Here is a 24,641-nt window from a genome sequence, read left to right as displayed (position 1 = left end):
TCCCAGTATGGCGGAGGCGCCTGGGGCGGGTCAACGCATTTCGACGGGGCTATTTTTGGCGCGGCACGCGGCCCATCAGGTAGAACTCGGGATTGGGCTGCATGCCCGCGAAGCTGGCCATGCGGTTCGACAGGCCGAAGAACGCGGTGATGGCCGCGATGTCCCAGATGTCCTCGTCGTCGAAGCCGTGGGCGTGCAGGGCGGGGAAATCCGTTTCCTCGATGGCATGCGACTGGCTGCACACCTTCATCGCGAAGTCGAGCATGGCCCGCTGGCGCGGGCTGATGTCGGCCTTGCGGTAATTGACCGCCACCTGGTCGGCCACCAGCGGCTTCTTTTCGTAGATGCGCAGAAGGGCACCGTGCGCGACCACGCAGTAGAGACACTGGTTGGCGGCGCTGGTCGTGGTGACGATCATCTCGCGTTCGCCCTTGGTCAGGCTGCCTTCCTCCTTGAGCATCAAGGCGTCGTGGTAGGCGAAAAACGCACGCCATTCGGCGGGTCGCCGCGCAAATGCCAGGAACACGTTCGGCACGAAGCCGGCCTTTTCCTGCACTTCGAGAATGCGGGTGCGGATGTCGTCGGGCAGGGCGGCGAGGTCGGGGAAGGGGTAGCGGCTCAAGGGTTGTCTCCGTTGTGTTGTGGCTGGCGCGAATAGCCGCCTGCAACTTATCACGGATGCCACTGGGTCGCGCGCATCCCTGTGGAGGAGGGTGGCGCTGAACTGCCCGCCAGCGCATAGGACAGCCGTGTGGCCGCTGCAGTGACCGTCTTGGCCAGCGCCTGCAGACGGGCTTCGGGCAGGCGTGATTCCGGCCCCGATATGCACACCGAGCCCATCAGCCGCCAATGCATGCCGAATACGGGCGCAGAGACGGTGGCCACGCCGTGCTCCCGCTCGCCGATGGACCAGTGGTAGCCACGCTGGCGGATGTCTTCGTAGTCCGCGCCGGGCTCGCCCGAGAACGCCAGGATCACCCGGCCCGGCGAGCCCTTGTCGAGCGGCAGGCCTTCACCCATGCGGGCATGGTGGCGCAGCGCCTGCGGACCCTCCACCCGCACGAGGCAGGTGCGCACATTGCCTTCACGCACATAGAACGCCGCGCTTTCGCCCGTGGCCTGGGTGAGCTCGCGCAAGGCAGGCTCCAGCACGTTCTGCACGTCGAACCCCGCCTGGTAGCGCGCCCCCAGCCAGCCCGCCGCCGGCCCGAGGCGCCAGTCGCCGTCCTCGCGCTGCACCATGAAGCCGGACTGCGCCAGCGTGCGCGCCAGGCGCAGCACGGTGGTCTTGTGCAACCCGCAGCGTCGGCTCAGCTCTGCGAGCGGCAGATGCGACTCGCCCAGGGAGAACGCTTCCAGCAACTGGAGGGCGCGTGTCACGGCGATGACCCCGACGGTTTCTTTCGCGGTGGCCGAAGAGGAGGACGTCGGGGCGGCGGGTGCTGCCTCGCCAGGCCCCTGCGGCGCTGCGGAGGAGGCCTTTGGCCTGCCGCTTGTTGCGTTGCTCATGGTGCAATATGTTTCGCTGTATGAAACTGTATTGTATGGGTTGAAACGTTTTCGTAAAGTCTTGGCAACGCCTGAGAACAAGGCGCGACAGGTCCATCACAACGGAGACAAACCATGCCAACTTTCTCGCTGACCCGGCGCGCCCTGGGCGCACCTTTGTCCATCGCCCTGCTGGGCATCACGGCACTGGCCTTTTCCGCCGGCACTGCGCAAGCGCAATCCGGCTACCCGAACAAGCCGATCCGCCTGATCGTGCCGTTCCCGCCCGGCGGCGGCACCGACATGATCGCGCGCACCGTGGCGCAGAAGCTGACCGAGCAGCACAAGTGGAATGTGGTGGTGGACAACCGCCCTGGGGCGGGCGGCAACCTGGGTGTGGATGCCGTGGCCAAGTCGGCCCCCGATGGCTACACGCTGGTCATGGGGCAGACCAGCAACCTGGCCATCAACCCCTCGCTGTATGCCAAGCTGCCCTACGACCCCTTGAAGGATCTGGTCCCGGTGGCGCTGGTGTCGTCGGCCCCCATCGTGATGGCCGCGCCCGCCAACTCGCCTTACAAGACGTTCGCCGATGTGGTCGCCGCCGCCAAGGCCAAGCCGGACGGTATCACGTTGGGTTACTCCGGCAACGGCACTGTCGCCCATCTGGCCGGTGAACTGGCAGAGAACGCCGCCGGCATCAAGTTGCGCCACGTGCCTTACAAGGGCGCGGCCCAGGCCATGACCGACCTGGTGGGCGGGCAGATCGACTTGTACATGTCGGCTGTGCCCACGCTGCTGGGGCAGGTGCGCAATGCCAAGCTGCGTGCGGTGGTGATCACGTCGCTCAAGCGATCCGACCAGTTGCCGCAGACGCCCACGCTGGCCGAGTCGGGCTACAAGGATTTCGAGGCCGCTTCCTGGTATGGCGTGCTGGCCCCGGCCGGCACGCCCGCCCCCATCGTGCAGCAGTTGAACAAGGCCATCAATCAGGCGCTGGCGCAGCCCGACGTGGCGGAAAAGCTCCGCTCCGAAGGCGGTGACGTGCTGGGCGGCACCCCCGAAAAGTTCGGCGCTCTGCTGAAGTCCGAAGTGCCCCGCTGGGCCAAGATCGTCAAGGATTCGGGCGCCAGCCTGGATTGACGCGGCGCCCTGCGAAGCCCCGTTTCCCACGCCCATCGAGCCCTCGCCATGCACCGCGAAAGCTTTGCCACGCCTGTGCGTTTCTCGGCCGGTAGCGCTGCGCCTCGCACGGTGCTGCCGAAAGACGCCTGCGACTGCCACGTGCATGTCTATAACGGCCGCTTTCCCGCGGCACCGGGCGCCAGGCTGCTGCCGCCGGACGCCTCGGCGCAGGACTACCGCGCGCTCCAGCAACGCATCGGCACCGCGCGCACCGTGCTGGTCACACCCTCGACCTATGGCACCGACAACCGCTGCATGCTCGAAGGCCTGGCGGCGCTGGGCCCGCAGGCGCGCGGCGTGGCCGTGATCGACGGCCACGAGAGCGACGCCCAACTGCAGCGCCTGCATGACGCCGGCGTGCGCGGCGCACGCCTGAACCTGTCGCTCGGCGTGTCTGGCACCGTGCAATCGCTGACGCCGCTGGCCTGCCGCATCGCGCCGCTGGGCTGGCACCTGCAATTGCTGATGGCCCCGGATCTGCTGGCGGCGCAGGGCGAGGTGCTACGCCGGCTGCCCGTTCCATTGGTCTTCGACCACTTCGGCCGCATTTCGCCGGCGCAGGCCGGGCAACACCCCGCACACGCGCTGCTGCAGGACCTGCTGCAGCGCGGACAGGCGTGGATCAAGCTGTCCGGCGGCTACATCGTGAGCGAACGCCAATCGACCGAAGACCCCGCCCTCGATGCGCTGGCCGCGAGTTACCTGCGCTGCGCGCCCGAGCGCGTGGTCTGGGGCAGCGATTGGCCCCACGCCACCGCATCGTCCGGTGCGCACCCCATGCCGGACGACGCGCGACAGGTGGATCGGCTAGTGGACTGGGCCGGCCAGAGCGGCGATGCGGCCACCCTGCATCGCGTGCTGGTGGACAACCCCGCCGCGCTGTACGGCTTCACGCCGCCTTCCTCCTTTGCCTGACCAAACAAGAGACAAGCACATGACCACCTCGATCCCTTCCTCTCCGAAGACCCGCCTCGCACGCCGTAGCCTGCTGGCCGCTGCAGGCGCCGCGCTGCTCGGCCCGTTGCTCACCCGCCCCGCGCTGGCCCAGGGCGACTGGCCCGCCGGCAAGATCATCACCTGGGTGGTTCCGTACCCGCCGGGCGGCAGCACCGATGTGCTCGGCCGCAACGTGGCGCAGCGCGTCGGCGCGGCACTGGGCACGAACGTGATCGTGGACAACAAGGCCGGTGCCACGGGCACCATCGGCGCGGCGTTCGTCGCCAAGGCGCCGCCGGATGGCTACACCCTGCTGGGCACTTCCATCGGTCCCCAGGCCATTGCGCCGCACCTCATGGGGAGACTGCCCTATGACCCGATCGCCGGTTTCGAACCCGTGATCACCATCGGCACCATTCCGCACATCCTCGTGGTCGGCGCCAACCAGCCGTTCAAGACCGTGGCCGATCTCGTGGCTGCGGCCAAGGCGCAGCCGGGCAAGCTCGCCTTCGCCTCCGGCGGCAACGGCACCATCCTGCAGATGCAGGGGGAGTTGCTCCAGCAGCAGTCGGGCGCGCGCTTCATCCACGTGCCGTACAAGGGCGACACCCCGGCGCTGCAGGACACGCTGGCCGAACAGGTGCAATTCATGTTCGCGCCTGCCGCCGCTGCATTGCCGCACGTGCAGGCGGGAAAGCTGCGTGCGCTGGCCGTCACGTCGGCGCAGCGCCTGAAGTCCCTGCCGACCGTGCCCACCATGGGCGAAGTCGGCATGAACGACTTTGTCGTCGAGCAGTGGCAGGCCGTGTTTGCACCAGCCAAGACCCCCGCCGCCATCGTGCAGCGCCTGAACCAGGAGATCGGCAAGGCGCTGAAGGACCCGGGCGTGGCCGCGCTGGCCGACAAGCTGGGCGTGACGTTGGTCGGCGGCACGCCCCGGCAGCTGGGCGACCTGCAGAAGGCCGACTCCGCCAAGTGGGCCAAGGTCATCCAGGACGGAAACATCAAGGCCGAGTGAGCTCGCTGCAGGCCAACGTTTCTTCCGTTTTTCTTTTTCTTCCCAACTCACTGGAACCACCATGAGCCAACTCCCAGAAGTCATCCGTGACATCGAGCGCGTCAGCGCCGAGGTCGTCGCCAAGGCCGCGACCTTCCAGGCCGCCATCCTGGCCGATGTGGCCGGACGCCGCGGCACCCTGCATGCCCGCGTGGCGCCCGTCCACCAGGACATGAAGGTGGCCGGCCCGGCCTTCACGGTCGAAGTGCGCCCGGGCGACAACCTCATGATCCACGCGGCCATCGCGCTGGCGAAGCCGGGCGACGTACTGGTCATCGACGGCAAAGGCGACCAGACCGCCGCGCTCATGGGCACGCTGATGCTCAGCGCCTGCAAGAAGATCGGCCTGGCCGGCGTGATCGTGGACGGTGCGATCCGCGACAAGCTGGAACTGCTGGAACTCGGTTTCCCGGTGTTCAGCGCCGGCTTCAATCCGGCCGGCCCCACCAAGTACGTGCCGGGCCGCATTAACCATCCCATCTCGGCCGGCGGCGCAGTGGTGAACCCGGGCGACCTGGTGGTGGGCGATGCCGATGGCGTGGTGGTCATCGAGCGTGCCAAGGCGCCCGCCATGATGGCGCTGGCCGACAAGAAGGTGGCCGATGAGGCCGCGCGCATCGAGGCGATCGCCCGTGGCGATACGGCCTCCAAATGGCTGCCCGCCGCGCTGCGCGCCGCCGGCGTGCTGAAGGAAGGGGAATCGCTGTGAGCGCCATCCTCGTGACCGGCGCCGACCTGGCGCAGCAGGCACTCGATCTGCTTCAGGATTTCGAGATCGTCTATGCCGGCAAGACACCCACGGAAGACGACCTGGTGGCGCTGTGCCAGCAGCATGACCCGGTGGCCATCATCGTGCGCTACGGCAAGGTGGGCGCCGCCGTGATGGATGCGGCGCCATCGCTCAAGGTGATCTCCAAGCACGGCAGCGGCACCGACACCATCGACAAGGTGGCCGCCAAGGCCCGTGGCGTAGAGGTCGTGGCCGCTGCGGGTGCCAACGCCGCGGCGGTGGCCGAGCAGGCGCTGGCCCTGTTGCTGGCCTGTGCCAAGTCGGTGGTGCAACTCGATGCCCGCATGCACGCCGGCCACTGGGACAAGGCCACGCACAAGAGCCTGGAGCTGGGTGGGCGCACGGTGGGCCTCGTGGGCCTGGGCGCCATTGGCCTGCGCTTCGCCAGGATGGCCGATGCGCTGGGCATGCGCGTGATCGGGTTCGATCCCTTCGCCAAGGACCTGCCGGCCTGTGTGCAGAGCGTGGACCTGGAGACGATCTGGCGCGAGTCCGACGCGATTTCACTGCACTGCCCGCTGACCGACGAGAACCGGGGCATGCTGAATGCGGCCACGCTGGCACGATGCAAGCGCGGCGTGATCGTGGTGAACACCGCGCGTGGCGGACTCATCGACGAAGCCGCCCTGCTGGCTGCCGTGCGATCGGGGCAGGTGATGGCAGCGGGCCTGGACAGCTTCGCCGTGGAGCCCATGGTGGCCAACCACCCGTTCCAGGGCGAGCCACGCTTCATCCTGAGCCCGCACATCGGCGGCGTGACGGGCGATGCCTACGTGAACATGGGCGTGGGGGCTGCCAAGAACCTGCTGGAGGTGTTGGCCCGCGCCCCGGCTGCCGTTGCCGCAGCCTCGTAACCAAGACCCGAGGCTGGGCACGCCAGCGTTGCGTGTCCGCTTTTCCCCGACCGGTGTGGGATGCCGGTTGCGCCACAACAAGAAGCCGCCGCCAGTGCGGCCCCTGACAGGAGACATTCAATGAGCGAGAGTTTTGAAACCAGAAGGCTGGCAGCGCCGGTGCGCAAGGCGCTGGCGGTTGCGCTGTGCATGGTGTCCGCCACCTGTTTCGCGCAGGCCGGTGGCTATCCTTCCAAGCCCGTGAAGCTGGTGGTGGGGTTTGCGGCAGGCGGCCCCACCGACGTGGTGGCCAGGGCGTTTGCTGACCATGCCAGCCGCGCGCTGGGCCAGCCATTCATCATCGACAACAAGCCGGGCGCCAACACCATCCTGGCTGCACAGGCGGTGGCCAGCGCGCCGGCCGATGGCTACACGCTGCTGTTCGGTGCGACCAACCACACGATGATTCCCGGGCTGTACAGCAACCGGGTGAAGTTCGATGCGGTGCGCTCCTTCCGCCCGCTGTGCACGGTGGCGACCAGCCCGACGGTGCTGGTGGTCGGCCCGGGCCTGCCGATGAAGTCTTTGGCCGATTACATGGCCAAAGCCCGCAAGGAGCCCGGCCGCATCACTGCCGGAACGGCTGGCATCGGCAGCTCGGGCCACTTCGCGACCGAGATGTTCGCCCGCTCCAACGGCCTGCAGCTCAACCATGTGCCTTACAAAGGCGCCGCACCGGTGGTCACGGACCTGATGGGCGGGCAGCTCGACAGCTCCTTCGCCACGCTGGGCTCGGTCCTGCCGCAGATCCGCAGCGGCAAGCTGACGGCGCTGGCGGTGGCATCGCCACAGCGTTCCGGCCTACTGCCCGACGTCGCCACCTTCGCGGAATCGGGGGGCGGCAACTACTCGGCCGACGCGTGGTACGGCGTGCTGGCGCCCGCCGGCATTCCCGAGCCGGTCGCGCAGGCGCTGGAACGCGTGGCCGCTGACTTCGCCAAGAGCGAGGCCGCTGCCGAAAAACTGCGTGGCCTGGGATTGGACGCCGAGTCCACCTGTGGCGCTGCCTTCGTGGCGCGGGTCGGGCGTGAAGTGGCCACCTATACGCAGATTGCCCTCGACCTGAATCTCAAGGCCGACTGACCACCGGCGTGCCTTCCAACGCAACTGTCCAGGGCCCGGGCCGCGTGGCTCGCGGCGGGTTGCGGTTTGCTTTTTCTCTGTCGCTTTGCCATTCGAACCAGGAGACCTCATGCGTGCTTTTGTCATCTCCCCCCTGATCGCCGCCTGCGCCCTTGCCGCCACCGTGGCACAGGCCGCTTTCCCGGACCGTCCGATCACGATCGTCGTGCCCTACGCCCCGGGTGGTGCTGCAGATGCCGTGGCCCGTGTGCTGGCCACGCGCATGGGCGCTCGGTTGGGTGCCAGCGTGATCGTGGACAACAAGGCCGGCGCCAGCGGCACGATCGGCGCGAGCTATGTGGCCAAGGCCACTGCCGACGGCTACACCATGCTGTACGACGCTACGCCGTATTCCATCAATCCGCACCTGTTCCCCAAGATGCCTTATGCCAGCACGGCGTTGCAGCCGCTGTCCCTGGTGCTGCTGGCTCCGAACGCGCTGATCGTGAAAGCCGACTCGCCCTTCAAAAACGTGAACGACCTGATCGCCAAGGCGAAAGCCGAGCCTGGCAAACTGAACTTCGCGTCGGGCGGTAGCGGCACCGTGCAGCGGCTGGCGGCGGAGCTGTTCCGCCAGAAGCTGCAACTGGACATGGTGCATGTGCCCTACAAGAGTGGTGGCCCCGCCATCGCTGATGTGATGGGCGGGCAGGTGGACTTCATGTTCGGCACCATCGCGGCCTCGTACCCGCTGGTGTCGGGCGGCAAACTGCGTGCACTGGCGGTATCGGCCCCCGAGCGGTCCAAGCGCCTGCCCGATGTGCCCACGGTGGCCGAGACCGTCATTCCCGGGTATGAGGCCTATGAATGGAACGGCGTGTTCCTGCCCGCGGGCACACCCGAGCCGGTGGCCGCCAAGCTGCAGCAGGCCCTGGTCGAGGTGCTGAAGGAAGACGAGGTGAAGCAGCGCCTCGCGGATCTGGGCGCCCAGGCGATCGGTTCCACGCCCGCGGAGTTCGTCACCTTCCTCAAGAAGGAAGACGCCAAGTGGGGCGAGGTGGTGCGCAAGGGCGACATCAAACTGGACTGACGGGCACCATGCACCTGCCTGCGATTCCCGCACCAGTGCCGCATTCCGCGGGGGTGAGCCGCCCGTCGCGCTTGCTGCCTGCGATGGCATGCGACAGCCACATGCACATTTTCGATCCGCGCTTTGCACCGTCGGTGCACTGGAAGCGCTTGCCGCCGGATGCGCCGGTGGCCGCCTACCGGCGGCTGCAGCAGCGCCTGGGCACGGCGCGTTCGGTGGTGGTGACGCCTTCCACCTATGGCACGGACAACGCCTGCACGCTGGATGCCCTGGAGCAGCTCGGCGACACCGCGCGGGGCGTGGCGGTGGTGGGCGCGGGCGTGAGCGATGCCGAACTGGGACACCTGGCCGCGCGCCGCGTGTGCGGCCTGCGGGTGAACTTCGTATCGCCGCAGTCCTGGGGTGCGACCACGCCCGAGATGCTCACCACGCTGGCGAGCCGGGTCGCGCGCCATCCGCACTGTGGTGGCTGGCACATCCAGGTCTTCGCGGATGCGGAGCAGATCGTCGCGCTGCGGCCGGTGCTGCAGGCGTTGCCCGTGCCGCTGGTGATCGACCATCTGGGCCGCATCGACCCGGCCGAAGGCCCGTCCGCCCAGGCCTACGGCGTGCTGCACCGGCTGCTCGACGGGGGCAACACCTGGGTCAAGCTTTCCGGTGCCTACATGCGTTCCACGGTGGGAGGCCCGACCTATGACGACACGCTGCCTCTGGGCCGCGCGCTGGTGCAGGCCGCGCCCGAGCGGCTGGTGTGGGGCAGCGACTGGCCCCACACCACCGAGCCGCCCGGCACGGTGAACGATGCCGATCTGGTGGATCTGCTGCACGCCTGGACAGGGTCGCAGGCCGCGGCGATGGACCGCATCCTGGTGGACAACCCTGCGCAGCTGTACGGGTTCGAAGCCGTCTGAAAATCGCATTCCGTTTCCTGCCCTGGCCCAGGATTTCGCCGGGACGGGTCATTCTTCAAAGAAAGCCGATCCCATGTTCTTGCTACAGGCCCCACAGGTCCGTGAACTGGAGCCGTTCACCTCGTTGCCCGATGCGTTCCGGCGCCCGGCGCGCAGCGCATGGGCCGATGCCAACCGCGGCGGCACCATCACCGATTCATTCCTCGAAGGCCCGGTGTTCGATACCGCCGGCCACCTGTACGTGACCGACATTCCATGGGGGCGCATCTTCCGCATCGACCCGCAGGGCGGCTGGAGCCTGGTCGCGGAGTACGACGGCGAACCCAATGGCATGAAGTTCCTGGACGCCAGCACGTTGCTCATAGCCGATTACAAGAACGGTCTGGTGCGACTGGATGTGGCGAGCGGCACCGTCACGCCTTACCTGGAGCGCCGAAACAGCGAGCGCTTCAAGGGCGTGAACGATCTGGTGTTCGATGCCGAAGGCAATCTTTACTTCACCGACCAGGGCCAAAGTGGCCTGCACGACCCGTCGGGCCGCCTTTACCGCCTGCGTCCGAACGGCCAGCTTGATCTGCTGCTGAATAACGTACCCAGTCCCAACGGCGTGGCGTTGTCGCCAGATGGCCGTGTGCTTTACCTGGCCGTGACGCGTGGCAACTGCGTGTGGCGCGTACCGCTGTTGCCCGACGGGAGCGTGGCCAAGGTGAGCCAGTTCTTCACCTCTTACGGCCCGAGCGGCCCGGACGGACTGGCGGTGGATGCACTGGGCCGTTTGCTCGTGGCCAATCCCGGACTTGGCTGGGTCTGGGTACTCAATGGCCGGGCTGAGCCGGTGCAGGTGCTGCGCGGTGTGCCGGGAAGCTCCACCACCAACTTGGCGTTCGGCGGTGCGGACCTGCGCACGCTGTATGTGACCGACTCCACCCATGGCTGCATCCTGCGCGCCGGAATGGAGGCATCGGGGCTGCCGCTGCACACCGGCGCAGCGCTCGACGGCTAATCCTGCCAGAGCAAGGAGCAGGGCGGGGAGAGCCATGCGCCCGCCGCTTGCCGCGCGCTTGTTGGCGAGGGCTCGGGTGCGGCTGATCATTTCGAAAAACTATTCCAGGCATGTGATTAATTGCCTTTTCCGGCGGGAGCCTTTTCTCTAGCATTCACCCATCAATCAGCCGCAAGAGGAATGCCCCATGAGCCAAGAGACCAAGTGCCCGTTCCATGCCGCCGCCGTCAATGGTGGAACCCTCAACAAGGACTGGTGGCCCAACCAGTTGCGCGTGGACCTGCTGCACCAGCATTCGTCCAAGTCCGACCCCCTGGGCGGCAGCTTCAACTACGCCGAAGAGTTCAAGAAGCTCGACTACGAAGCCCTTAAAAAAGACCTGCGCGCGCTCATGACCGACTCGCAGGACTGGTGGCCGGCCGACTTCGGACACTATGGTCCGCAGTTCATCCGCATGGCGTGGCACGCCGCCGGCACTTACCGCACGGGCGACGGCCGTGGCGGTGCGGGCCGTGGGCAGCAGCGCTTCGCGCCGCTCAACAGCTGGCCTGATAACGTCAACATCGACAAGTCGCGCCGCCTGCTCTGGCCCATTAAGCAAAAATACGGTCAAAAAATTTCCTGGGCCGACCTGCTGGTGCTGACCGGCAACGTCGCGCTGGAAACCATGGGCTTTCGGACCTTCGGTTTCGCCGGCGGCCGCGAAGACACGTGGGAGCCTGACCTGGACGTGTACTGGGGCAGCGAGAAGACATGGCTCGGTGGCGACGCCCGCTACGGCAAGGGTGCCCCAGGCGACGGCACCTTGGTGGCCGACCCCGCCATGCACGGCCAGGAAACCGACCGCACGGACAGCCAGGGGCGGAACCTGGAAAACCCCCTCGCCGCGGTCCAGATGGGCCTGATCTACGTGAACCCGGAAGGCCCCGAAGGCAATCCGGACCCGATCGCCGCCGCGCACGACATCCGCGAAACCTTCGGCCGCATGGCGATGGACGACGAGGAAACCGTGGCCCTGATCGCCGGCGGCCACACCTTCGGCAAGACCCATGGGGCCGGCGCGGCCGACCATGTGGGCGCCGAGCCCGAAGCCGCAGGCATCGAGCAGCAGGGCCTGGGCTGGGCCAGCAGCTTCGGCTCCGGCAAGGCCGGCGATGCGATCACCAGCGGCCTGGAGGTGACCTGGACCACCACGCCCGCGCAGTGGAGCAACAACTTCTTCGAGAACCTGTTCAAGTACGAATGGGAACTCACCAAGAGCCCGGCCGGCGCGCATCAATGGCAGGCCAAGAACGCCGAAGCCATCATCCCCGACGCGCACGACCCCGCCAAGAAGCGCCTGCCGACCATGCTGACCACCGACCTGTCACTGCGCATGGACCCGGCTTATGAAAAAATCTCGCGCCGTTTCCTGGACAACCCCCAGGCCTTCGCCGAAGCCTTCGCGCGGGCCTGGTTCAAGCTCACGCACCGCGACATGGGGCCGCGCGCGCGCTACCTCGGCCCCGAAGTGCCGAAGGAAGTGCTGCTCTGGCAAGACCCCGTTCCCGCGGTGGACCATCCGCTGGTCGAGGCGTCCGATGTGGCGGCCCTCAAGGCGCAGGTCCTGGCCTCCGGCTTGTCGGTGTCCGAACTGGTGGGCACGGCCTGGGCTTCGGCCTCCACCTTCCGCGGTTCGGACAAGCGCGGCGGCGCCAATGGCGCCCGCATCCGCCTGGCGCCGCAAAAGGACTGGGACGCCAACCAGCCGGCGCAACTGGCCCGGGTGCTGCAGGTGCTCGAAGGCATCCAGAGCGACTTCCATCGCGGCGCTGCGGGTGGCAAGCGCATCTCCCTGGCCGACCTGATCGTGCTGGCGGGGGCCGCAGGCGTGGAGCAGGCGGCCCAGAGCGCGGGCTTCGAGATCACGGTGCCGTTCTCCCCCGGCCGCACCGACGCGCGGCAGGACCAGACCGATGTGGAATCGTTCGCCGTGCTCGAACCCGTGGCAGACGGTTTCCGCAACTACCAAATGCGCCGCTACAGCGTGCCTGCCGAGGTGCTGCTGATCGACAAGGCCCAGTTGCTGACGTTGACAGCGCCCGAGCTGACGGTGTTGGTCGGCGGGCTGCGTGCCATCAACATCAATGCCAACGGAACCCGCCACGGTGTCCTGACCGCAACGCCCGGCTCGCTCACCAACGACTTCTTCGTCAACCTGCTCGATATGGGCACAGAGTGGAAGGCCTCGGCCCAGGACGCTGGGGTTTTCGAGGGCCGCGACCGCAAGACCGGCGAGGTCAAGTGGACCGGCACGCGCGTGGACCTCGTGTTCGGCTCCAACGCGCTGCTGCGGGCCCAAGCCGAGGTGTACGCCGGAGCGGACGCCAAGCGCAAGTTCGTGGACGACTTCGTAGCAGCCTGGACCAAGGTCACCGAACTCGATCGCTTCGATCTGGCCTGACCTGCCGCGTCGGCTCTGCTGAGCCGGCGCGCTTTCTTCGGGAAAAGCCCGCGGCTTCGACGCCGTGGGCTTTTTTGCATCCGTGTGCGGCAAAGGAGCCCTTTTGGACGCGGGAAAGGCCTGCGCCCCCTAAACTTGCTGCATCGCACAAAAAGCGGGAGATGGAATGCATTTCGACATCGTGATCGTTGGCGGCGGGGCGGGCGGCCTGGAATTGGCGGCACGCCTCGGGCGGGGCCTGGGGCCCCGGGTAGGGCGGGAGAAGGTGCTGCTGGTGGACCGCAGCCCGTTCCACATCTGGAAGCCCACGCTGCACGAGGTCGCCGCTGGCACGCTCGATGCCCACCAGGAAGGGCTCTCCTACACCGTGCTGGCCCGGCGCAACCATTTCAGCTTTGCCATGGGCGAGATGGCGGCCCTCGACACCGAGCGCAAAGGCATCACCTTGTCCGAGATTCGCGATGCGCAGGGTGAAGCCGTGGTGCCCCGGCGCACCGTGAGCTACACACGCCTGGTGCTGGCGATCGGCAGCGGCTCCAATGCCTTCGGCACGCCCGGCGTGGAGCACGCCTACCTGCTGGAGAACGTGCGCGATGCGCAGCGTTTCCATGCCGACTGGCTGGCCGCGTGCGCCCGCGCCTCGTTCTCCGAGAGCCGTGCGCTGGGCGTGGCCATCGTGGGCGGTGGGGCGACCGGGGTCGAGTTGTCGGCCGAACTGCTGGAGGCCCATGCCGAACTGCAGGAAAGCATGGGCGACGGCCAGCGCTTTCGGCTCGACATCACCTTGGTGGAAGGCGGCCCGCGCATCCTGGGCGGCTTGCCCGAAAAGATATCGGCCCAGGCCCGGCTGGCGCTGGAGCGCAAGCAGGTCAACGTGCGCACCGGCACGCGTGTGACCGAGGTGCGCCGTGGCGCGCTGGTCACCTCCGAAGGTAGCATTCCCGCCGAAATGATCGTCTGGGCCGCGGGCATCAAGGCCGCCGATGCCAACGCCCGCATGGGGCTGGCTGTGAACGGCCTGAACCAGTTCGTGGTGGACGACCGCCTGCGCACCTCGGTGCCCGGCGTCTATGCCTTCGGCGACTGTGCCGCCTGCCCGTGGGAGGGCGGCAAGACCGTGCCGGCGCGGGCCCAGGCCGCGCACCAGCAAGCCGACTATCTGGCCAAGGTGCTGGGCGCGATGCTGCGCGAGCGCGAGGTGACCGAGGCATTCGTGTACCGCGACTTCGGCTCGCTGGTGTCGCTGGGCGATAACAAGGGCGTGGGCAACCTCATGGGAGGCCTGATGGGACGCAACTTCTTCGTGGAAGGCCTCATCGCGAAGTGGATGTACATCTCCTTGCACTTGAACCACCACCGGGCCATCCTGGGCCTGGGCAAGACGGCCGTGCTCGCCCTGGCGCGGCTGCTGCAGCAGCGCGTGTCCGGACGGCTGAAACTCCACTGAGCGCGTGGGTTCAGCCGGGCGGGGCAGGCATGCCGGTTCCGAACCGGCCGCCCACCACCGTCCTGCGGCCCGCCTGCGCGCCTTATTTGGGGGTATATGTGATCTTCGTCACCTCGTAAGTCGAGGGCCTGCCGTTGGAGCTGGACGTGGCGATCTTGATCGTCCGGCCCTGGTAAGGGCCTTCTGCGACCACCCAGGTCTGGAAGTTGGCCACGGCGCGCCCGGTCGGCCCCACCGTGACGAAGTCGTTGTTGAATTTGCAGACGTTGAAGGTGCCCATGGCGGTCTGCAGCGACTCTCTGCCCACGTACGTGAACTGGTCCTCCACGGTTTCCGAATAGGAGCTGGGCGCCGAGCCCGCCTTGGGCACGATCGTGAACTGGTTCTTGTGGTTCCGCTGGACGGTCTGGCCGGGCTGCATGTCCAAGGGCGTGGACACCGGTGGATCGTAGACCTGCGTCAGCACCTGGGTGGAGGTGTCGGAGACGACGCCGTACGCCAGTTCGCTGCTGGCCGTGCGGTCGCGGAACAGCCGGTTGTTGCCGAGGGAACCGGTGGACTGCGGCGTGAACATGACCGGTTTCGCACCCGCGAAATCCTGCCGGCCTCCGGTCGTCGTGGTGCTGGTGGTCGTGAGGTCGGGTTGCCCGTCCATCTTCGTGAGCCCCTCTTCGACGAGCACGGTTCCCTCGTTGAAGTCCGCTGCGTTGTAGCAGGCGGCGGAGCTGCTGCCCGAAGGTGCGGGGGTTGGAGTGGGGGCCGGTGCCGGAGCGGGTGATGGTGCCGGCGATGGCGATGGCGATGGGGCGGGTGCCGGCGTGGGCGCCGGCGCCGGGGTGCCGCCGGGCGGGGTGGTCACGTCGCCTCCGCCTCCGCCACCGCCACACGCGGTCAGGGAGGCTGCAGTCAATGCGGCGAGGGCGGCGAAAGCGGCTACCGCGCGGAGCGAATGGGAACTGGTGGGCATGGTCTTGGAATGGGTTGCCCTCTGCGGCGCCGCGCACCATGCGCCGCACCGCCGACGGGCAGGTTGGGATGCGCAGACGGTATCCGCCACCCCTTTGCCGCGGTACCCCACCCAGGGAGCGCAGATGAAAGCAAGTGTTAGTAGGGGTATCCCTGATTGCCGACCGTCATCCCGCCATCAGCTTCTGCACCAGATCGGCCGCTGTGGAGGCTGCGTATTTGCGCATGAGGCGCGCGCGGTAGATTTCCACCGTGCGGTGGCTGATGTCGAGCGCGCGGCCGATCTCCTTGGAGGTCAGGCCGTCCAGCAGCCGCGCCGCCACCTCGCGCTCACGGCCGGTCAGTTCGGCCTTGACGGACCGCTGCGAGCTGAGGTCTTCGAAACTCCAGATGCCCGATTCATGCGGGGCTTCGCGGTTGAGCGCCCGGCCCGAGACATGGCACCAGAACACCTCGCCGCTGGCCCGCTTCATGATGCGGTTGTCGGCATAGTGTCCCCGCGCATTCAGGATGGGCTCCATGTGCTTGCCCAGGCGTTCGTATTCGTCCGCGCTGGGATAGAGAATCCGGAAAGACTGGCCGATCAGCACCTCGCGCGAGGCGCCGAACATCTCGCACACCTGGCGATTGCAATCCACCATGGTGCGGTTGCGCGAAATGACCAGACCCACCGGGGCCATTTCGAAAGCGAGGCGGTAATCGGCGACATCCATGGAAGTATTTAGGGAGAACTACGTAGCGGGGTACGTAGTATCGTAGCGGCCATCCAACCTGATGTTGAGGAGTCTCCAATGAACAAGCTTTTTCCCACCGCGGCCGAGGCGCTCAAGGGCGTCGTGGCCGGCGGCCAGATGCTGGCCGTCGGCGGCTTCGGGCTCTGCGGCATTCCCGAGGCGCTGATCGACGCCCTGCGCGACAGCGGCGTCAAGGACCTCACCGTCATCTCCAACAACGCCGGCGTGGACGGCTTCGGCCTCGGCAAGCTGCTGGAAACGCGCCAGATCAAGAAGATGATCTCTTCCTACGTGGGCGAGAACAAGGAATTCGAGCGCCAATACCTCGCCGGCGAGCTGGAGCTGGAATTCACCCCACAGGGCACGCTGGCGGAGAAGCTGCGGGCGGGAGGCGCCGGCATTCCGGCCTTCTTCACCAAGACCGGCGTCGGAACCATGGTGGCCGAGGGCAAGGAACTGCGCGAATTCGACGGCGAAACCTATGTGATGGAGCGCTCGCTGGTGCCCGATGTGTCGCTCGTCAAGGCATGGCGCGCCGACAAGTCCGGCAACCTGCAATTCCGCCTGACCGCGCGCAACTTCAACCCCGCGGCCGCCACGGCCGGCAAGGTCTGCATCGTGGAAGTGGAGGAGGTCGTGGAGACGGGCGACATCGCGCCGGACGATGTGCACCTGCCCGGCATCTACGTGCACCGCATCGTGCACAACCCCAACCCTGAAAAGCGCATCGAAAAGCGCACCGTGACCGCCGCGCCCGTCGATGTGGCCGCTGCCAAGGTCGAGGCCCAGGCCGTGATCGCGCAGGCCGCTGCCACCAGCGAAGCCGTGCCCACGGTGACGGTGCCCGTCAACAAGAAAGAAGGAGCCTGAGATGCCCTGGACCCAAGACCAGATGGCCGCGCGCGCGGCACAAGAACTCGAAGACGGCTTCTACGTGAACCTGGGGATCGGCATCCCCACGCTGGTGGCCAATTTCACGGGCGACAAGGAAGTGTGGCTGCAGTCCGAGAACGGCATGCTGGGCATCGGCCCGTTCCCCACCGAAGACGCCGTGGACGCCGACCTCATCAATGCCGGCAAGCAGACCGTCACCACCATCAAGGGCTCTTCCATCTTCGGCAGCGACCAGTCGTTCGCCATGATCCGGGGTGGCAAGATCAACCTGTCGATCCTCGGCGCCATGCAGGTGAGCGAGAAGGGCGATCTGGCCAACTGGATGATCCCCGGCAAGATGGTCAAGGGCATGGGCGGTGCGATGGACCTGGTGGCCGGCGTCAAGCGCGTCATCGTGCTCATGGAGCATGTGGCGCGCAAGAAGGACGGCACCGAAGACCTCAAGATCCTGCCCCAGTGCACGCTGCCCCTCACCGGCGTGGGCGTGGTGGACCGCATCATCACCGACCTGGCCGTGATGGACGTCACGCCCAAGGGGCTGCAGGTGGTCGAACTCGCGCCGGGCGTGACCTTCGAAGCGCTGCAGGCCAAGACTGGCGTCACGTTGCTGCCGGCCTGAGGCCGTCCTGTCGGCACGCCGGACAGGGCCGGCAGCCGGCCTGGTTCTTGAAGGCCCCCGGGCTTCCCGCCGGCCTGCCGCAGGAAGCCGCCCCAGCGCTGCCCAAGCCTGAGGGCAGGCCGTTGCTAGCACAGCAATGGCCTTCTTTGAATAGGTGAAATCGGCTAAATGTCAGCACAAGTAACAGCGTGGCTGATATGCTGGCCTATTGCCGCGCGCGCCAGACGGTCGTCTGCGCGTGCTGAACCCTGATCTGTGAAGGACCTGCCATGCTGTCGACCCCCGCTTCCGCCTCTCCCCGCCATGCCACGGGTGCCGCCGCCAACGCAGCGGAGTACCTCACCTTCCGTCTGGGGCAGGAGGAATACGGCATCGACATCCTGCGTGTGCAGGAAATCCGCTCGTACGAGCAACCCACCCGCATGGCCCACGCGCCGGACTTCATCAAGGGCGTGATCGATCTGCGCGGCGTGATCGTCCCCATCGTCGATCTGCGGCTGAAGCTGCGTTGCGCGCAGGCCGAGTACACCGATTTCACCGTCGTCATCATCCTCAACGTGGGCGGCACTGTGATGGGCGCCGTCGTGGATGCGGTGGCCGACGTGGTTCCCCTGCAGGCCGAGGCCATCCGGCCCGCGCCGCAGTTCCAGGGCGAGGTGGACTCGGCCTTCGTGACCGGCATTGCCAGCGTCGGCGAGCGCATGCTCATCATGATGGACATCGAATCCCTGCTCAGCAGCGCCGAGATGGGGCTGGTGCGCTCGGCTGCCGTGGCGTAGCCCGCTGCCAAGGTCAGCAGCGTTTGCTATATTTTTTGTAGCGATATGCCCTAGTGGATATTGCGCTGGAGGGGCTTTTGACTCTTGAACCCGGCCGGCTGTGCCGCCGCCACGGGCTCAGTTCTGGCCGGGTCGGGCGCCTGCGCTTTCACGCGCTTCGGGTCACCGGCCCGTCTTGAACGGGTTGCGCGACTGCAGTTCCTCCAGGTACTGCGCCACGCCTTCTCCCTCGCGTTCCAGGAACCGGTCCACGGCCTCGGCAAAAGCGGGATGGGCGAGCCAGTGGGCGCTCGTGGCCTGCACCGGCAGCAGGGCCCGCGCCATCTTGTGCTCGCCCTGCGCTCCGCCCTCGAAGCGCTGCACGCCGTGCGCGATGCACCACTGCAGCGGCTGGTAGTAGCAGGCCTCGAAATGCAGGCAGTCCACCCGCTCCAGCGCCCCCCAGTAGCGGCCGAACGCCACCAGTTCCGGGTCTTTTGTGCCTTGTGCCCTAGTATCGTTTGCCCCGACTGCTATCAAACTGCTAGCAATGGGGTGTCCGCCACGTTCGGCGATGAACAGCACCCAGGCCTCGGGCATGTCGGCGGCCATGCGGGCGAAGAATTCGCGCGTGAGGTAGGGCGGGTTGCCGTGCTCCAGGTAGGTGCGCTCGTAGCAGCGGTAGAAGAAATCCCAGTTGGCTGTCGTGATGTCGGTGCCCCGCATCCAGCGAAACGCCACGCCCGCGTCGGCTACCCGGCGCCGCTCCTGCCGGATCTTCTTGCGCTTGTCCTTCGACAGGCTGGCCAGGAAATGGTCGAAGGATTCGAACGGCCGTTCGCCGGCAGGCGGGGGCGCTTCGCCGCTGGCGTCGGCCATCGGCCGGGGCCCCTCGCTCCCGGACGGGGGCGCCCCCTCGGCCGGCGAGGCGATCGCGCTGGCTCCGAGCGGGGGCGCCGCGTTCGTCCAATGGAATTGCACCGTGTGCCGCAGCATCAGCCCCGCCGCCTGCGCGGCCTCGACGTCCTGCGGCGCGGTGAACAGCAGATGCAGCGACGACAGGCCCGCCTCGTCGCACCACTGCACCAGCGCCCGCACCAGCGCATGCCGCGCCACCGCATCCACGGCCAGCAGCCGCGCGCCGGGCACGGGGGTGAAGGGCACGGCCACGACGGCCTTGGGGTAGTAGTCCATGCCGTGGCGCGCATAGGCGCCGGCCCAGCCCTGGTCGAACACGTATTCGCCGTAGGAGTGCGGCTTGGCATACACCGCGCACGCGCCCTGCAGCACCTCCTCCCGCCAGAGCGTGCAAAACACGGGCGTCCAGCCGGTTTCCGGCACCGCGCTGCCGCTGCTGTGCAGCGCCGCAAGGTAGGCGTGGCGCATGAAGGGGGTGGCGTGGGGCTGGGCGGCCAGGAGCGCATCCCAGGCATCGGCATCCACGTCGTCGGGAGACGGATGCAGGCGCAGGACGTAGGCGGTATCGGCGGGTTGGGACAAGGCGGCGTGCGGTCGTTGGAAGGTGGCCGCCATCATGGCCCAAACCGGGCTGCGCCGCCGCAGGGCGGGTATGGCATCCACACCGGCCCGGGTGCCTAAAAAGAGGGCACGGGGACATTCCTTCAGCCCTGATAAGGACTTAGGCTCGCCTTACAGGGCAAGCCACGACTTATCCACAGAGTTTTCCAGTGCCCGCGGCGATAACGCAGGGCCTTGTGGCACCAGGTGCTGCCGTGCGTGACACGGGTGACATAATCGTCCGAGTCCTTTTTCCATCCCCGTATGCCATTCGTCATCAGCGTCGCCCAGCTCAATTTCGTGGTGGGCGATCTGCCGGGCAATGCCCGCAAGATCATCGCCTGCGCCCAGCAAGCCCATGCGGCCGGCGCGCGCCTGCTGCTCACGCCCGAGTTGTCGCTGTGCGGCTATGCCGCCGAAGACCTCTACCTTCGGCCCGCTTTTCTGTCGGGTTGCGAGGATGCGCTGGCAACGGTGGCGCAAGAAACGGCGCGATTCGAGGGCTTGGCCATCGTGGTCGGCCATCCGCAGCGGGCCGAAGCGGATGGCGAAGGCCTTTGCTACAACGCGGCCAGCGTGCTGCGCAACGGGGTGGTCGAGCAGACCTACCTCAAGCAGGAACTGCCGAACTACGACGTGTTCGACGAGCGGCGCTACTTCTTGCCGGGCGACGGCTCTTGCATCTTCGACGTGGAGGGTGTGCGCGTCGGCCTGCTGATCTGCGAGGACGCCTGGTTCGAAGGCCCCGCCCGCCGGGCGGCGCAGGCGGGGGCGCAGTTGCTGGTCACCATCAACGCGTCGCCGTTCCACCTGGGCAAAAGCGCCGAACGCGAGCAGATCATGCGCGAGCGGGTCACGGAGACCGGCCTGCCGCTGGTCTATGCCCACCTGGTCGGTGGCCAGGACGAGGTGCTCTTCGAAGGGCGCTCCTTTGCCCTGCAGTCCAACGGTTTCGTGGCCGCGCGCGCGCCGGGCTTCGAGGAAGCCTGCTTTCCGGTCCGCGTGGACGTCGCGCAGGGTGCGATCGAATTGAAGGCCGAGGTCGCGCCGCTGCCCGCGCTGGAGTCCGATCTGTGGAGCGCGCTGGTCATGGGCGTGCGCGACTATGTCGGCAAGAACAGCTTTCCCGGCGCGCTGCTGGGGCTGTCGGGTGGCATCGATTCCGCGCTGGTCCTGGCCATCGCCGTGGATGCGCTGGGCGCAGAGAAGGTGCGCGCCGTGATGATGCCCTCGCCCTACACCGCGGACATCAGCTGGATTGACGCGCGCGACATGGCCGAGCGCCTGGGCGTGCGCTACGACGAAATCTCGATCGCCCCGCAATTCGAGGCGTTCAAGGCTGCGCTGGCGCAGGAGTTCGCCGGCCTGCCCGAAGACACCACCGAGGAAAACCTGCAGGCGCGCATCCGCGGCACATTGCTCATGGCGCTGTCCAACAAATTCGGTGCGGTGGTGCTCACCACCGGCAACAAGAGCGAGATGGCGACCGGCTACTGCACGCTCTACGGCGACATGGCAGGAGGCTTTGCCGTCATCAAGGACGTGGCCAAGACGGCCGTGTTCTCGCTGGCGCGCTGGCGCAATGCCAACGACCCCTTCGGAACCGGCGCGCAGCCCATTCCCGAACGGATCATCACGCGCCCGCCGAGCGCCGAGCTGCGCCCCGACCAGAAGGACCAGGACAGCCTGCCGCCCTACGAGGTGCTCGACGCGATCGTCGCCCGGTACATGGAGAACGACGAGCCCATCGATGCCATCGTGCAGGCCGGCTACGACCGGGCCGACGTGGAGCGCGTGACGCGCCTCATCCAGCTCAATGAATACAAGCGCCGCCAGGCGCCGGTGGGCATCCGCATCAGCCGCCGCAGCTTCGGCAAGGATTGGCGCTATCCCATCACCAACCGTTTCCGGGCGTGAGCGATCGACGACGACGCGGCCTTGAGCATCCCTCGCATTTCACCTTTCCAGGAGTTTCCGCCATGAAAATGATCACCGCCGTCATCAAGCCCTTCAAACTCGAAGAAGTCCGTGAAGCCCTGGCCGAGTGCGGCGTGACGGGCCTCACTGTCACCGAAGTGAAGGGTTTCGGCCGCCAGAAGGGCCACACCGAGCTGTACCGTGGCGCCGAGTACGTGGTGGATTTTTTGCCCAAGGTGAAGGTGGAAGTGGTCGTGAAGACCGACGACGTGGACCGTTGCGTGGACGCCATCGTCAACGTGGCGCGCACGGGCAAGATCGGCGACGGCAAGATCTTCGTCACCGCCGTGGAGCGCGTGGTGCGCATCCGCACGGGCGACCTGGACGAAGCCGCCGTCTGATGGTCGATGCCGCGCCTGGGTGGCAGCACGGTCGTTGCCGGTAGGCCCGGCGAGATTCACCCCCGGCGCATCAGATCACCGTCCGCAGTGGAACCGGCTGCGCGTTCTGCGTGCCGGCGGCCTCGACCAAGGACTGCAGGAGGCTTTCGCGGTCGGAGGAGGCCGTCATCAGCCCCATCTGCCAGTCGCTCATGAGCCCGCTGGCCACGCTGGTTTGCAGAAATGCCAGCAGCCCGTCGTAGTAGCCATCCACATTCAGCAGGCCGATGGGCTTGTCGTGGTAGCCGAGTTGGCGCCACGTCCACACCTCGAACAGCTCTTCGAACGTTCCGATGCCGCCTGGAAGGGCCAGGAACGCGTTGCAGCGCTCGGCCATCATGGCCTTGCGCTCGTGCATCGTCTCGACGATGTGCAGTTCATCGCAATCCCGGTTGGCCAGTTCCTTGTCCACGAGCGCCCGGGGAATCACGCCCAGCACGCGACCACCGGCGCGCCGTGTGGCCTCGGCCACCGTGCCCATCAGGCCGCTGCGACCGCCGCCGTAGACCAACTGGCCGCCATGGCGGCCGATCCATTCGCCGACGGCGATGGCCGATTCGGTGAACAACGGGTTTTCGCCCGGGCGCGAACCCAGATAGACGCACAGGGAAAAAGACGGCTCAGCCATGGAAAAACCTCTGAAACAGGGCTGCAGCCCAGACGCCTGAGCACAGCAACACACTCAATAAGACGGCAGCGCTGCCCATGTCCTTGGCGCGCTTGGACAAATCGTGCAACTCGGGGCCGATGCGATCAATGGCGGATTCGATGCCGGAGTTGAGCAGTTCGGTGATCAGCACCAGAACCACCGTGCCGGCGAGCGCCGCGACCTCCAACCAGCCACGGCCCAGCCAGAATGCTGCGGGCAGCAGCACGAAGGCCATGCATGCCTCCAGCCGAAAAGCCTTCTCGCCCCAGCCGGCCTGAAGGCCCTGAACCGAATACTTTCCGGCATGCCACAGGCGGTGCAGGCCGGTGCGGGCTTTGTGGGGGTGGGGTGTGAAGGGGGCAGACATAGGCCAGGCATTTTCGCCGGCCTGTGTGGCAGTTATCGCATCCGGCGAAAGAAGTTGTCGGCTTACTTTTTGGCGTGTTCGAAATGCACAAGCCGCGTGCCGGCCCAGATGTCGTGCCAGAACTGCCGCTCCGGCTGAAAGCGGCTCAATAACGCCCAGACCGCCACCCATCCCAGCAGAATCACCGCCGACTCGCCACCGGACAACTGTAACGGCGCCATGGCCGCCAGCGGCGGCAAAAACCACAGCCAGCTCAGCGCGTAACGCGCGAGGGCCCGGGTCTGCGTGATGGGCCGTCCCAGCCGGTCCACCACCCGGATGTGCCAGGTCTTCATGGCCAGCGTCTGTCCTCTGGCCCAGAACCAGACGAAATAGATGCCGAAGACAACGAAAAGGAATCCCTGGAGCGCATGGCGGTTGTCCAGCGCATTGCGTGTCTGGCTGAGCGTGCCGAAAAGATAGCCTGCAATGAACACCACCCCGAACATCAGCATGCCCTCGTAGAGCCAGCAAGCCATGCGACGGCGCAGCGAAGGGGTCGTGCCGTTCATCGCGGCGCGGGAAACGTCATGGCTGACCATGGTGCTCTGAGACGAAGAAGCAGACATGGCGGTATCACTGAGGCGGGTGGAGCGGGGTGTTGTCCTGGGGCGGGGCGGCAGGGGGGGCTGCCTCGGCGGCCACCGGCTCTGCGCCGCTCAGTGGCGCCAGGGGCGACGGAACAGCGATCGGCACCGAAATTGGGGCTGTTTCCACTGGGGGCGTCACACTGGCCGCGGGGACCGATACCGGCAATGCCTGGGTGGGATGGAACTCGCTCACCGGCGGAATCTTGGGGGGATTGGGGCGGTTCGCATTCGCGACCGCGGCGGCAGGAACGCGGGCCAGCTTGCGAGGGGCCACGGGCCGGATCGCCGTGGCCGCGCCGGTGGGCCGAGGGGCTGCACGGGCCGCCAGTTGCTTTTTTTCCTCGGTAGGAAGGGCTTGGTACGCCTCCCACTGGGCCCACTTGTCATCCACGGCCAGTTTCTTGGTGGCGGCGTAGTTCAAGCGGGCCTGACTGCGCTGCTGAAGGCTGAGGTTGGCCCAGTCGGCCATGCGCCCCAGCATCTTTTCGCGCTCTTGCGGCGACAAGGTGGGAAAGCTCGCCGACAGCGTGATCCAGCGTCGTTTTTGCGCTTCGCTGAGCAGGTTCCAGCGGGAAGCGAGGGGGGCGAGCGCTTCCTTTTGCGCGGCCGTCAACGATTGCCATGCAGACCCCGAGCCCGCGCTGTCAGGGTCCTGAACCCGAAGCTCCGGCCCGCGGGCTGTGTGTTTGCTGGCCAGCGCCTCGGCCGGCATGGGCGCCACCGGTGCCATTCCCACCTGTGTCCAGGCTTGCCAGCCGCCCGCGACGAGCGCGCCCAGCAAGACAAAAGCCAGCACGGCGGCTGGCATCAGGCGGGGGGCATCCAAAGGGCTGGTGGGCATGCAA

At 67.0% G+C, this 24,641-nt stretch carries 25 protein-coding genes; 16 read left to right on the top strand and 9 right to left on the bottom strand.

Annotated features, from left to right (window positions below; genetic code table 11):
* Positions 1–49: 49 nt before the first annotated feature.
* Both AVAK2825_RS15045 and AVAK2825_RS15040 read right to left on the bottom strand, forming a co-directional pair.
* Complete coding sequence (locus AVAK2825_RS15045) at positions 50–622, bottom strand: peroxidase-related enzyme (RefSeq protein WP_284400234.1); 573 nt, start codon at positions 620–622, stop codon at positions 50–52.
* 50 nt (positions 623–672) lie between these two features.
* Positions 673–1,509: an IclR family transcriptional regulator gene (locus AVAK2825_RS15040; RefSeq protein ID WP_284400230.1), complete on the bottom strand. Its 837-nt coding sequence runs from the start codon at positions 1,507–1,509 to the stop codon at positions 673–675.
* 114 nt (positions 1,510–1,623) lie between these two features.
* Between AVAK2825_RS15040 and AVAK2825_RS15035 the strand changes: the two genes are divergently transcribed.
* From AVAK2825_RS15035 to AVAK2825_RS14985, 11 genes are all read left to right on the top strand, one after another.
* Positions 1,624–2,631: a Bug family tripartite tricarboxylate transporter substrate binding protein gene (locus AVAK2825_RS15035; protein WP_284400226.1), complete on the top strand. Its 1,008-nt coding sequence runs from the start codon at positions 1,624–1,626 to the stop codon at positions 2,629–2,631.
* A gap of 48 nt (positions 2,632–2,679) precedes the next feature.
* On the top strand, positions 2,680–3,588 hold the full coding sequence (locus AVAK2825_RS15030) for an amidohydrolase family protein (protein WP_284400223.1): 909 nt from the start codon (positions 2,680–2,682) through the stop codon (positions 3,586–3,588).
* 19 nt (positions 3,589–3,607) lie between these two features.
* Positions 3,608–4,627 (top strand): Bug family tripartite tricarboxylate transporter substrate binding protein, encoded by a 1,020-nt coding sequence (locus AVAK2825_RS15025; protein WP_284400220.1) that lies wholly within the window; start codon positions 3,608–3,610, stop codon positions 4,625–4,627.
* Between the two features lie 61 nt (positions 4,628–4,688).
* On the top strand, positions 4,689–5,375 hold the full coding sequence (locus AVAK2825_RS15020; protein WP_284400217.1) for an RraA family protein: 687 nt from the start codon (positions 4,689–4,691) through the stop codon (positions 5,373–5,375).
* The gene (locus AVAK2825_RS15015) at positions 5,372–6,310 is read left to right on the top strand and encodes an NAD(P)-dependent oxidoreductase (RefSeq protein ID WP_284400214.1); all 939 of its coding nucleotides are present in this window, start codon (positions 5,372–5,374) and stop codon (positions 6,308–6,310) included. Before AVAK2825_RS15020 ends, AVAK2825_RS15015 begins: the two co-directional genes overlap by 4 nt.
* A 189-nt stretch (positions 6,311–6,499) precedes the next feature.
* Positions 6,500–7,432: a Bug family tripartite tricarboxylate transporter substrate binding protein gene (locus AVAK2825_RS15010; protein ID WP_502870548.1), complete on the top strand. Its 933-nt coding sequence runs from the start codon at positions 6,500–6,502 to the stop codon at positions 7,430–7,432.
* 109 nt (positions 7,433–7,541) lie between these two features.
* Positions 7,542–8,501 carry a Bug family tripartite tricarboxylate transporter substrate binding protein gene (locus AVAK2825_RS15005; RefSeq protein WP_284400210.1) on the top strand — a complete coding sequence of 320 codons (960 nt, stop codon included), beginning with the start codon at positions 7,542–7,544 and terminating at the stop codon, positions 8,499–8,501.
* An 8-nt stretch (positions 8,502–8,509) separates the two neighbouring features.
* Positions 8,510–9,412: an amidohydrolase family protein gene (locus AVAK2825_RS15000; RefSeq protein WP_284400208.1), complete on the top strand. Its 903-nt coding sequence runs from the start codon at positions 8,510–8,512 to the stop codon at positions 9,410–9,412.
* Between the two features lie 73 nt (positions 9,413–9,485).
* Positions 9,486–10,415, top strand: a complete 930-nt coding sequence (locus AVAK2825_RS14995; RefSeq protein ID WP_284400206.1) for an SMP-30/gluconolactonase/LRE family protein — start codon at positions 9,486–9,488, stop codon at positions 10,413–10,415.
* 187 nt (positions 10,416–10,602) lie between these two features.
* On the top strand, positions 10,603–12,858 hold the full coding sequence (gene katG / locus AVAK2825_RS14990) for a catalase/peroxidase HPI (protein WP_284400203.1): 2,256 nt from the start codon (positions 10,603–10,605) through the stop codon (positions 12,856–12,858).
* 166 nt (positions 12,859–13,024) lie between these two features.
* The gene (locus AVAK2825_RS14985; protein WP_272569444.1) at positions 13,025–14,305 is read left to right on the top strand and encodes an NAD(P)/FAD-dependent oxidoreductase; all 1,281 of its coding nucleotides are present in this window, start codon (positions 13,025–13,027) and stop codon (positions 14,303–14,305) included.
* 82 nt (positions 14,306–14,387) lie between these two features.
* Here AVAK2825_RS14985 and AVAK2825_RS14980 read toward each other — a convergent pair whose 3' ends face one another.
* Complete coding sequence (locus AVAK2825_RS14980) at positions 14,388–15,164, bottom strand: hypothetical protein (RefSeq protein WP_284400198.1); 777 nt, start codon at positions 15,162–15,164, stop codon at positions 14,388–14,390.
* A 274-nt stretch (positions 15,165–15,438) separates the two neighbouring features.
* The gene (locus tag AVAK2825_RS14975; protein WP_272569447.1) at positions 15,439–15,984 is read right to left on the bottom strand and encodes a PAS and helix-turn-helix domain-containing protein; all 546 of its coding nucleotides are present in this window, start codon (positions 15,982–15,984) and stop codon (positions 15,439–15,441) included.
* A 78-nt stretch (positions 15,985–16,062) separates the two neighbouring features.
* Here AVAK2825_RS14975 and AVAK2825_RS14970 point away from each other — a divergent pair, with 78 nt between their 5' ends.
* The 3 genes from AVAK2825_RS14970 to AVAK2825_RS14960 all read left to right on the top strand — a co-directional run bounded on the left by AVAK2825_RS14970 (position 16,063) and on the right by AVAK2825_RS14960 (position 18,297).
* Complete coding sequence (locus AVAK2825_RS14970; protein ID WP_272569448.1) at positions 16,063–16,875, top strand: CoA transferase subunit A; 813 nt, start codon at positions 16,063–16,065, stop codon at positions 16,873–16,875.
* 1 nt (position 16,876) lies between these two features.
* Complete coding sequence (locus AVAK2825_RS14965; RefSeq protein ID WP_284400194.1) at positions 16,877–17,518, top strand: 3-oxoacid CoA-transferase subunit B; 642 nt, start codon at positions 16,877–16,879, stop codon at positions 17,516–17,518.
* Between the two features lie 269 nt (positions 17,519–17,787).
* Entirely contained in the window at positions 17,788–18,297 is a 510-nt protein-coding gene (locus AVAK2825_RS14960; protein WP_272569450.1) for a chemotaxis protein CheW, read from the top strand.
* Between the two features lie 162 nt (positions 18,298–18,459).
* Here the strand turns inward: AVAK2825_RS14960 and AVAK2825_RS14955 are convergent, their stop codons facing one another.
* Complete coding sequence (locus tag AVAK2825_RS14955; RefSeq protein ID WP_284400191.1) at positions 18,460–19,776, bottom strand: GNAT family N-acetyltransferase; 1,317 nt, start codon at positions 19,774–19,776, stop codon at positions 18,460–18,462.
* Between the two features lie 282 nt (positions 19,777–20,058).
* Between AVAK2825_RS14955 and AVAK2825_RS14950 the strand changes: the two genes are divergently transcribed.
* Positions 20,059–21,711 (top strand): NAD+ synthase, encoded by a 1,653-nt coding sequence (locus tag AVAK2825_RS14950; protein ID WP_284400189.1) that lies wholly within the window; start codon positions 20,059–20,061, stop codon positions 21,709–21,711.
* 62 nt (positions 21,712–21,773) lie between these two features.
* Positions 21,774–22,112, top strand: a complete 339-nt coding sequence (locus AVAK2825_RS14945; protein WP_092743842.1) for a P-II family nitrogen regulator — start codon at positions 21,774–21,776, stop codon at positions 22,110–22,112.
* A gap of 70 nt (positions 22,113–22,182) precedes the next feature.
* On the opposite strand, the gene AVAK2825_RS14940 is transcribed toward AVAK2825_RS14945, so the two are convergent.
* The 4 genes from AVAK2825_RS14940 to AVAK2825_RS14925 all read right to left on the bottom strand — a co-directional run bounded on the left by AVAK2825_RS14940 (position 22,183) and on the right by AVAK2825_RS14925 (position 24,637).
* Positions 22,183–22,779 carry an LOG family protein gene (locus AVAK2825_RS14940; RefSeq protein WP_284400187.1) on the bottom strand — a complete coding sequence of 199 codons (597 nt, stop codon included), beginning with the start codon at positions 22,777–22,779 and terminating at the stop codon, positions 22,183–22,185.
* On the bottom strand, positions 22,772–23,167 hold the full coding sequence (locus AVAK2825_RS14935; RefSeq protein ID WP_284400185.1) for a diacylglycerol kinase: 396 nt from the start codon (positions 23,165–23,167) through the stop codon (positions 22,772–22,774). The genes AVAK2825_RS14940 and AVAK2825_RS14935 overlap by 8 nt, the downstream gene beginning before the upstream one ends.
* A gap of 62 nt (positions 23,168–23,229) precedes the next feature.
* Positions 23,230–23,748, bottom strand: coding sequence for an RDD family protein (locus tag AVAK2825_RS14930; protein WP_284400498.1), 519 nt, complete (start codon positions 23,746–23,748; stop codon positions 23,230–23,232).
* A gap of 34 nt (positions 23,749–23,782) precedes the next feature.
* Positions 23,783–24,637 carry a DUF3106 domain-containing protein gene (locus AVAK2825_RS14925; protein WP_284400181.1) on the bottom strand — a complete coding sequence of 285 codons (855 nt, stop codon included), beginning with the start codon at positions 24,635–24,637 and terminating at the stop codon, positions 23,783–23,785.
* Between the last annotated feature and the right edge of the window lie 4 nt (positions 24,638–24,641).

The sequence above is a fragment of the Acidovorax sp. SUPP2825 genome, from assembly GCF_030158995.1.
Classification (GTDB): Bacteria; Pseudomonadota; Gammaproteobacteria; order Burkholderiales; family Burkholderiaceae_C; genus Paracidovorax.
The sequence above is the reverse complement of the archived record's forward strand: the minus strand, read 5'-3'. Positions and strand labels throughout refer to the sequence as shown.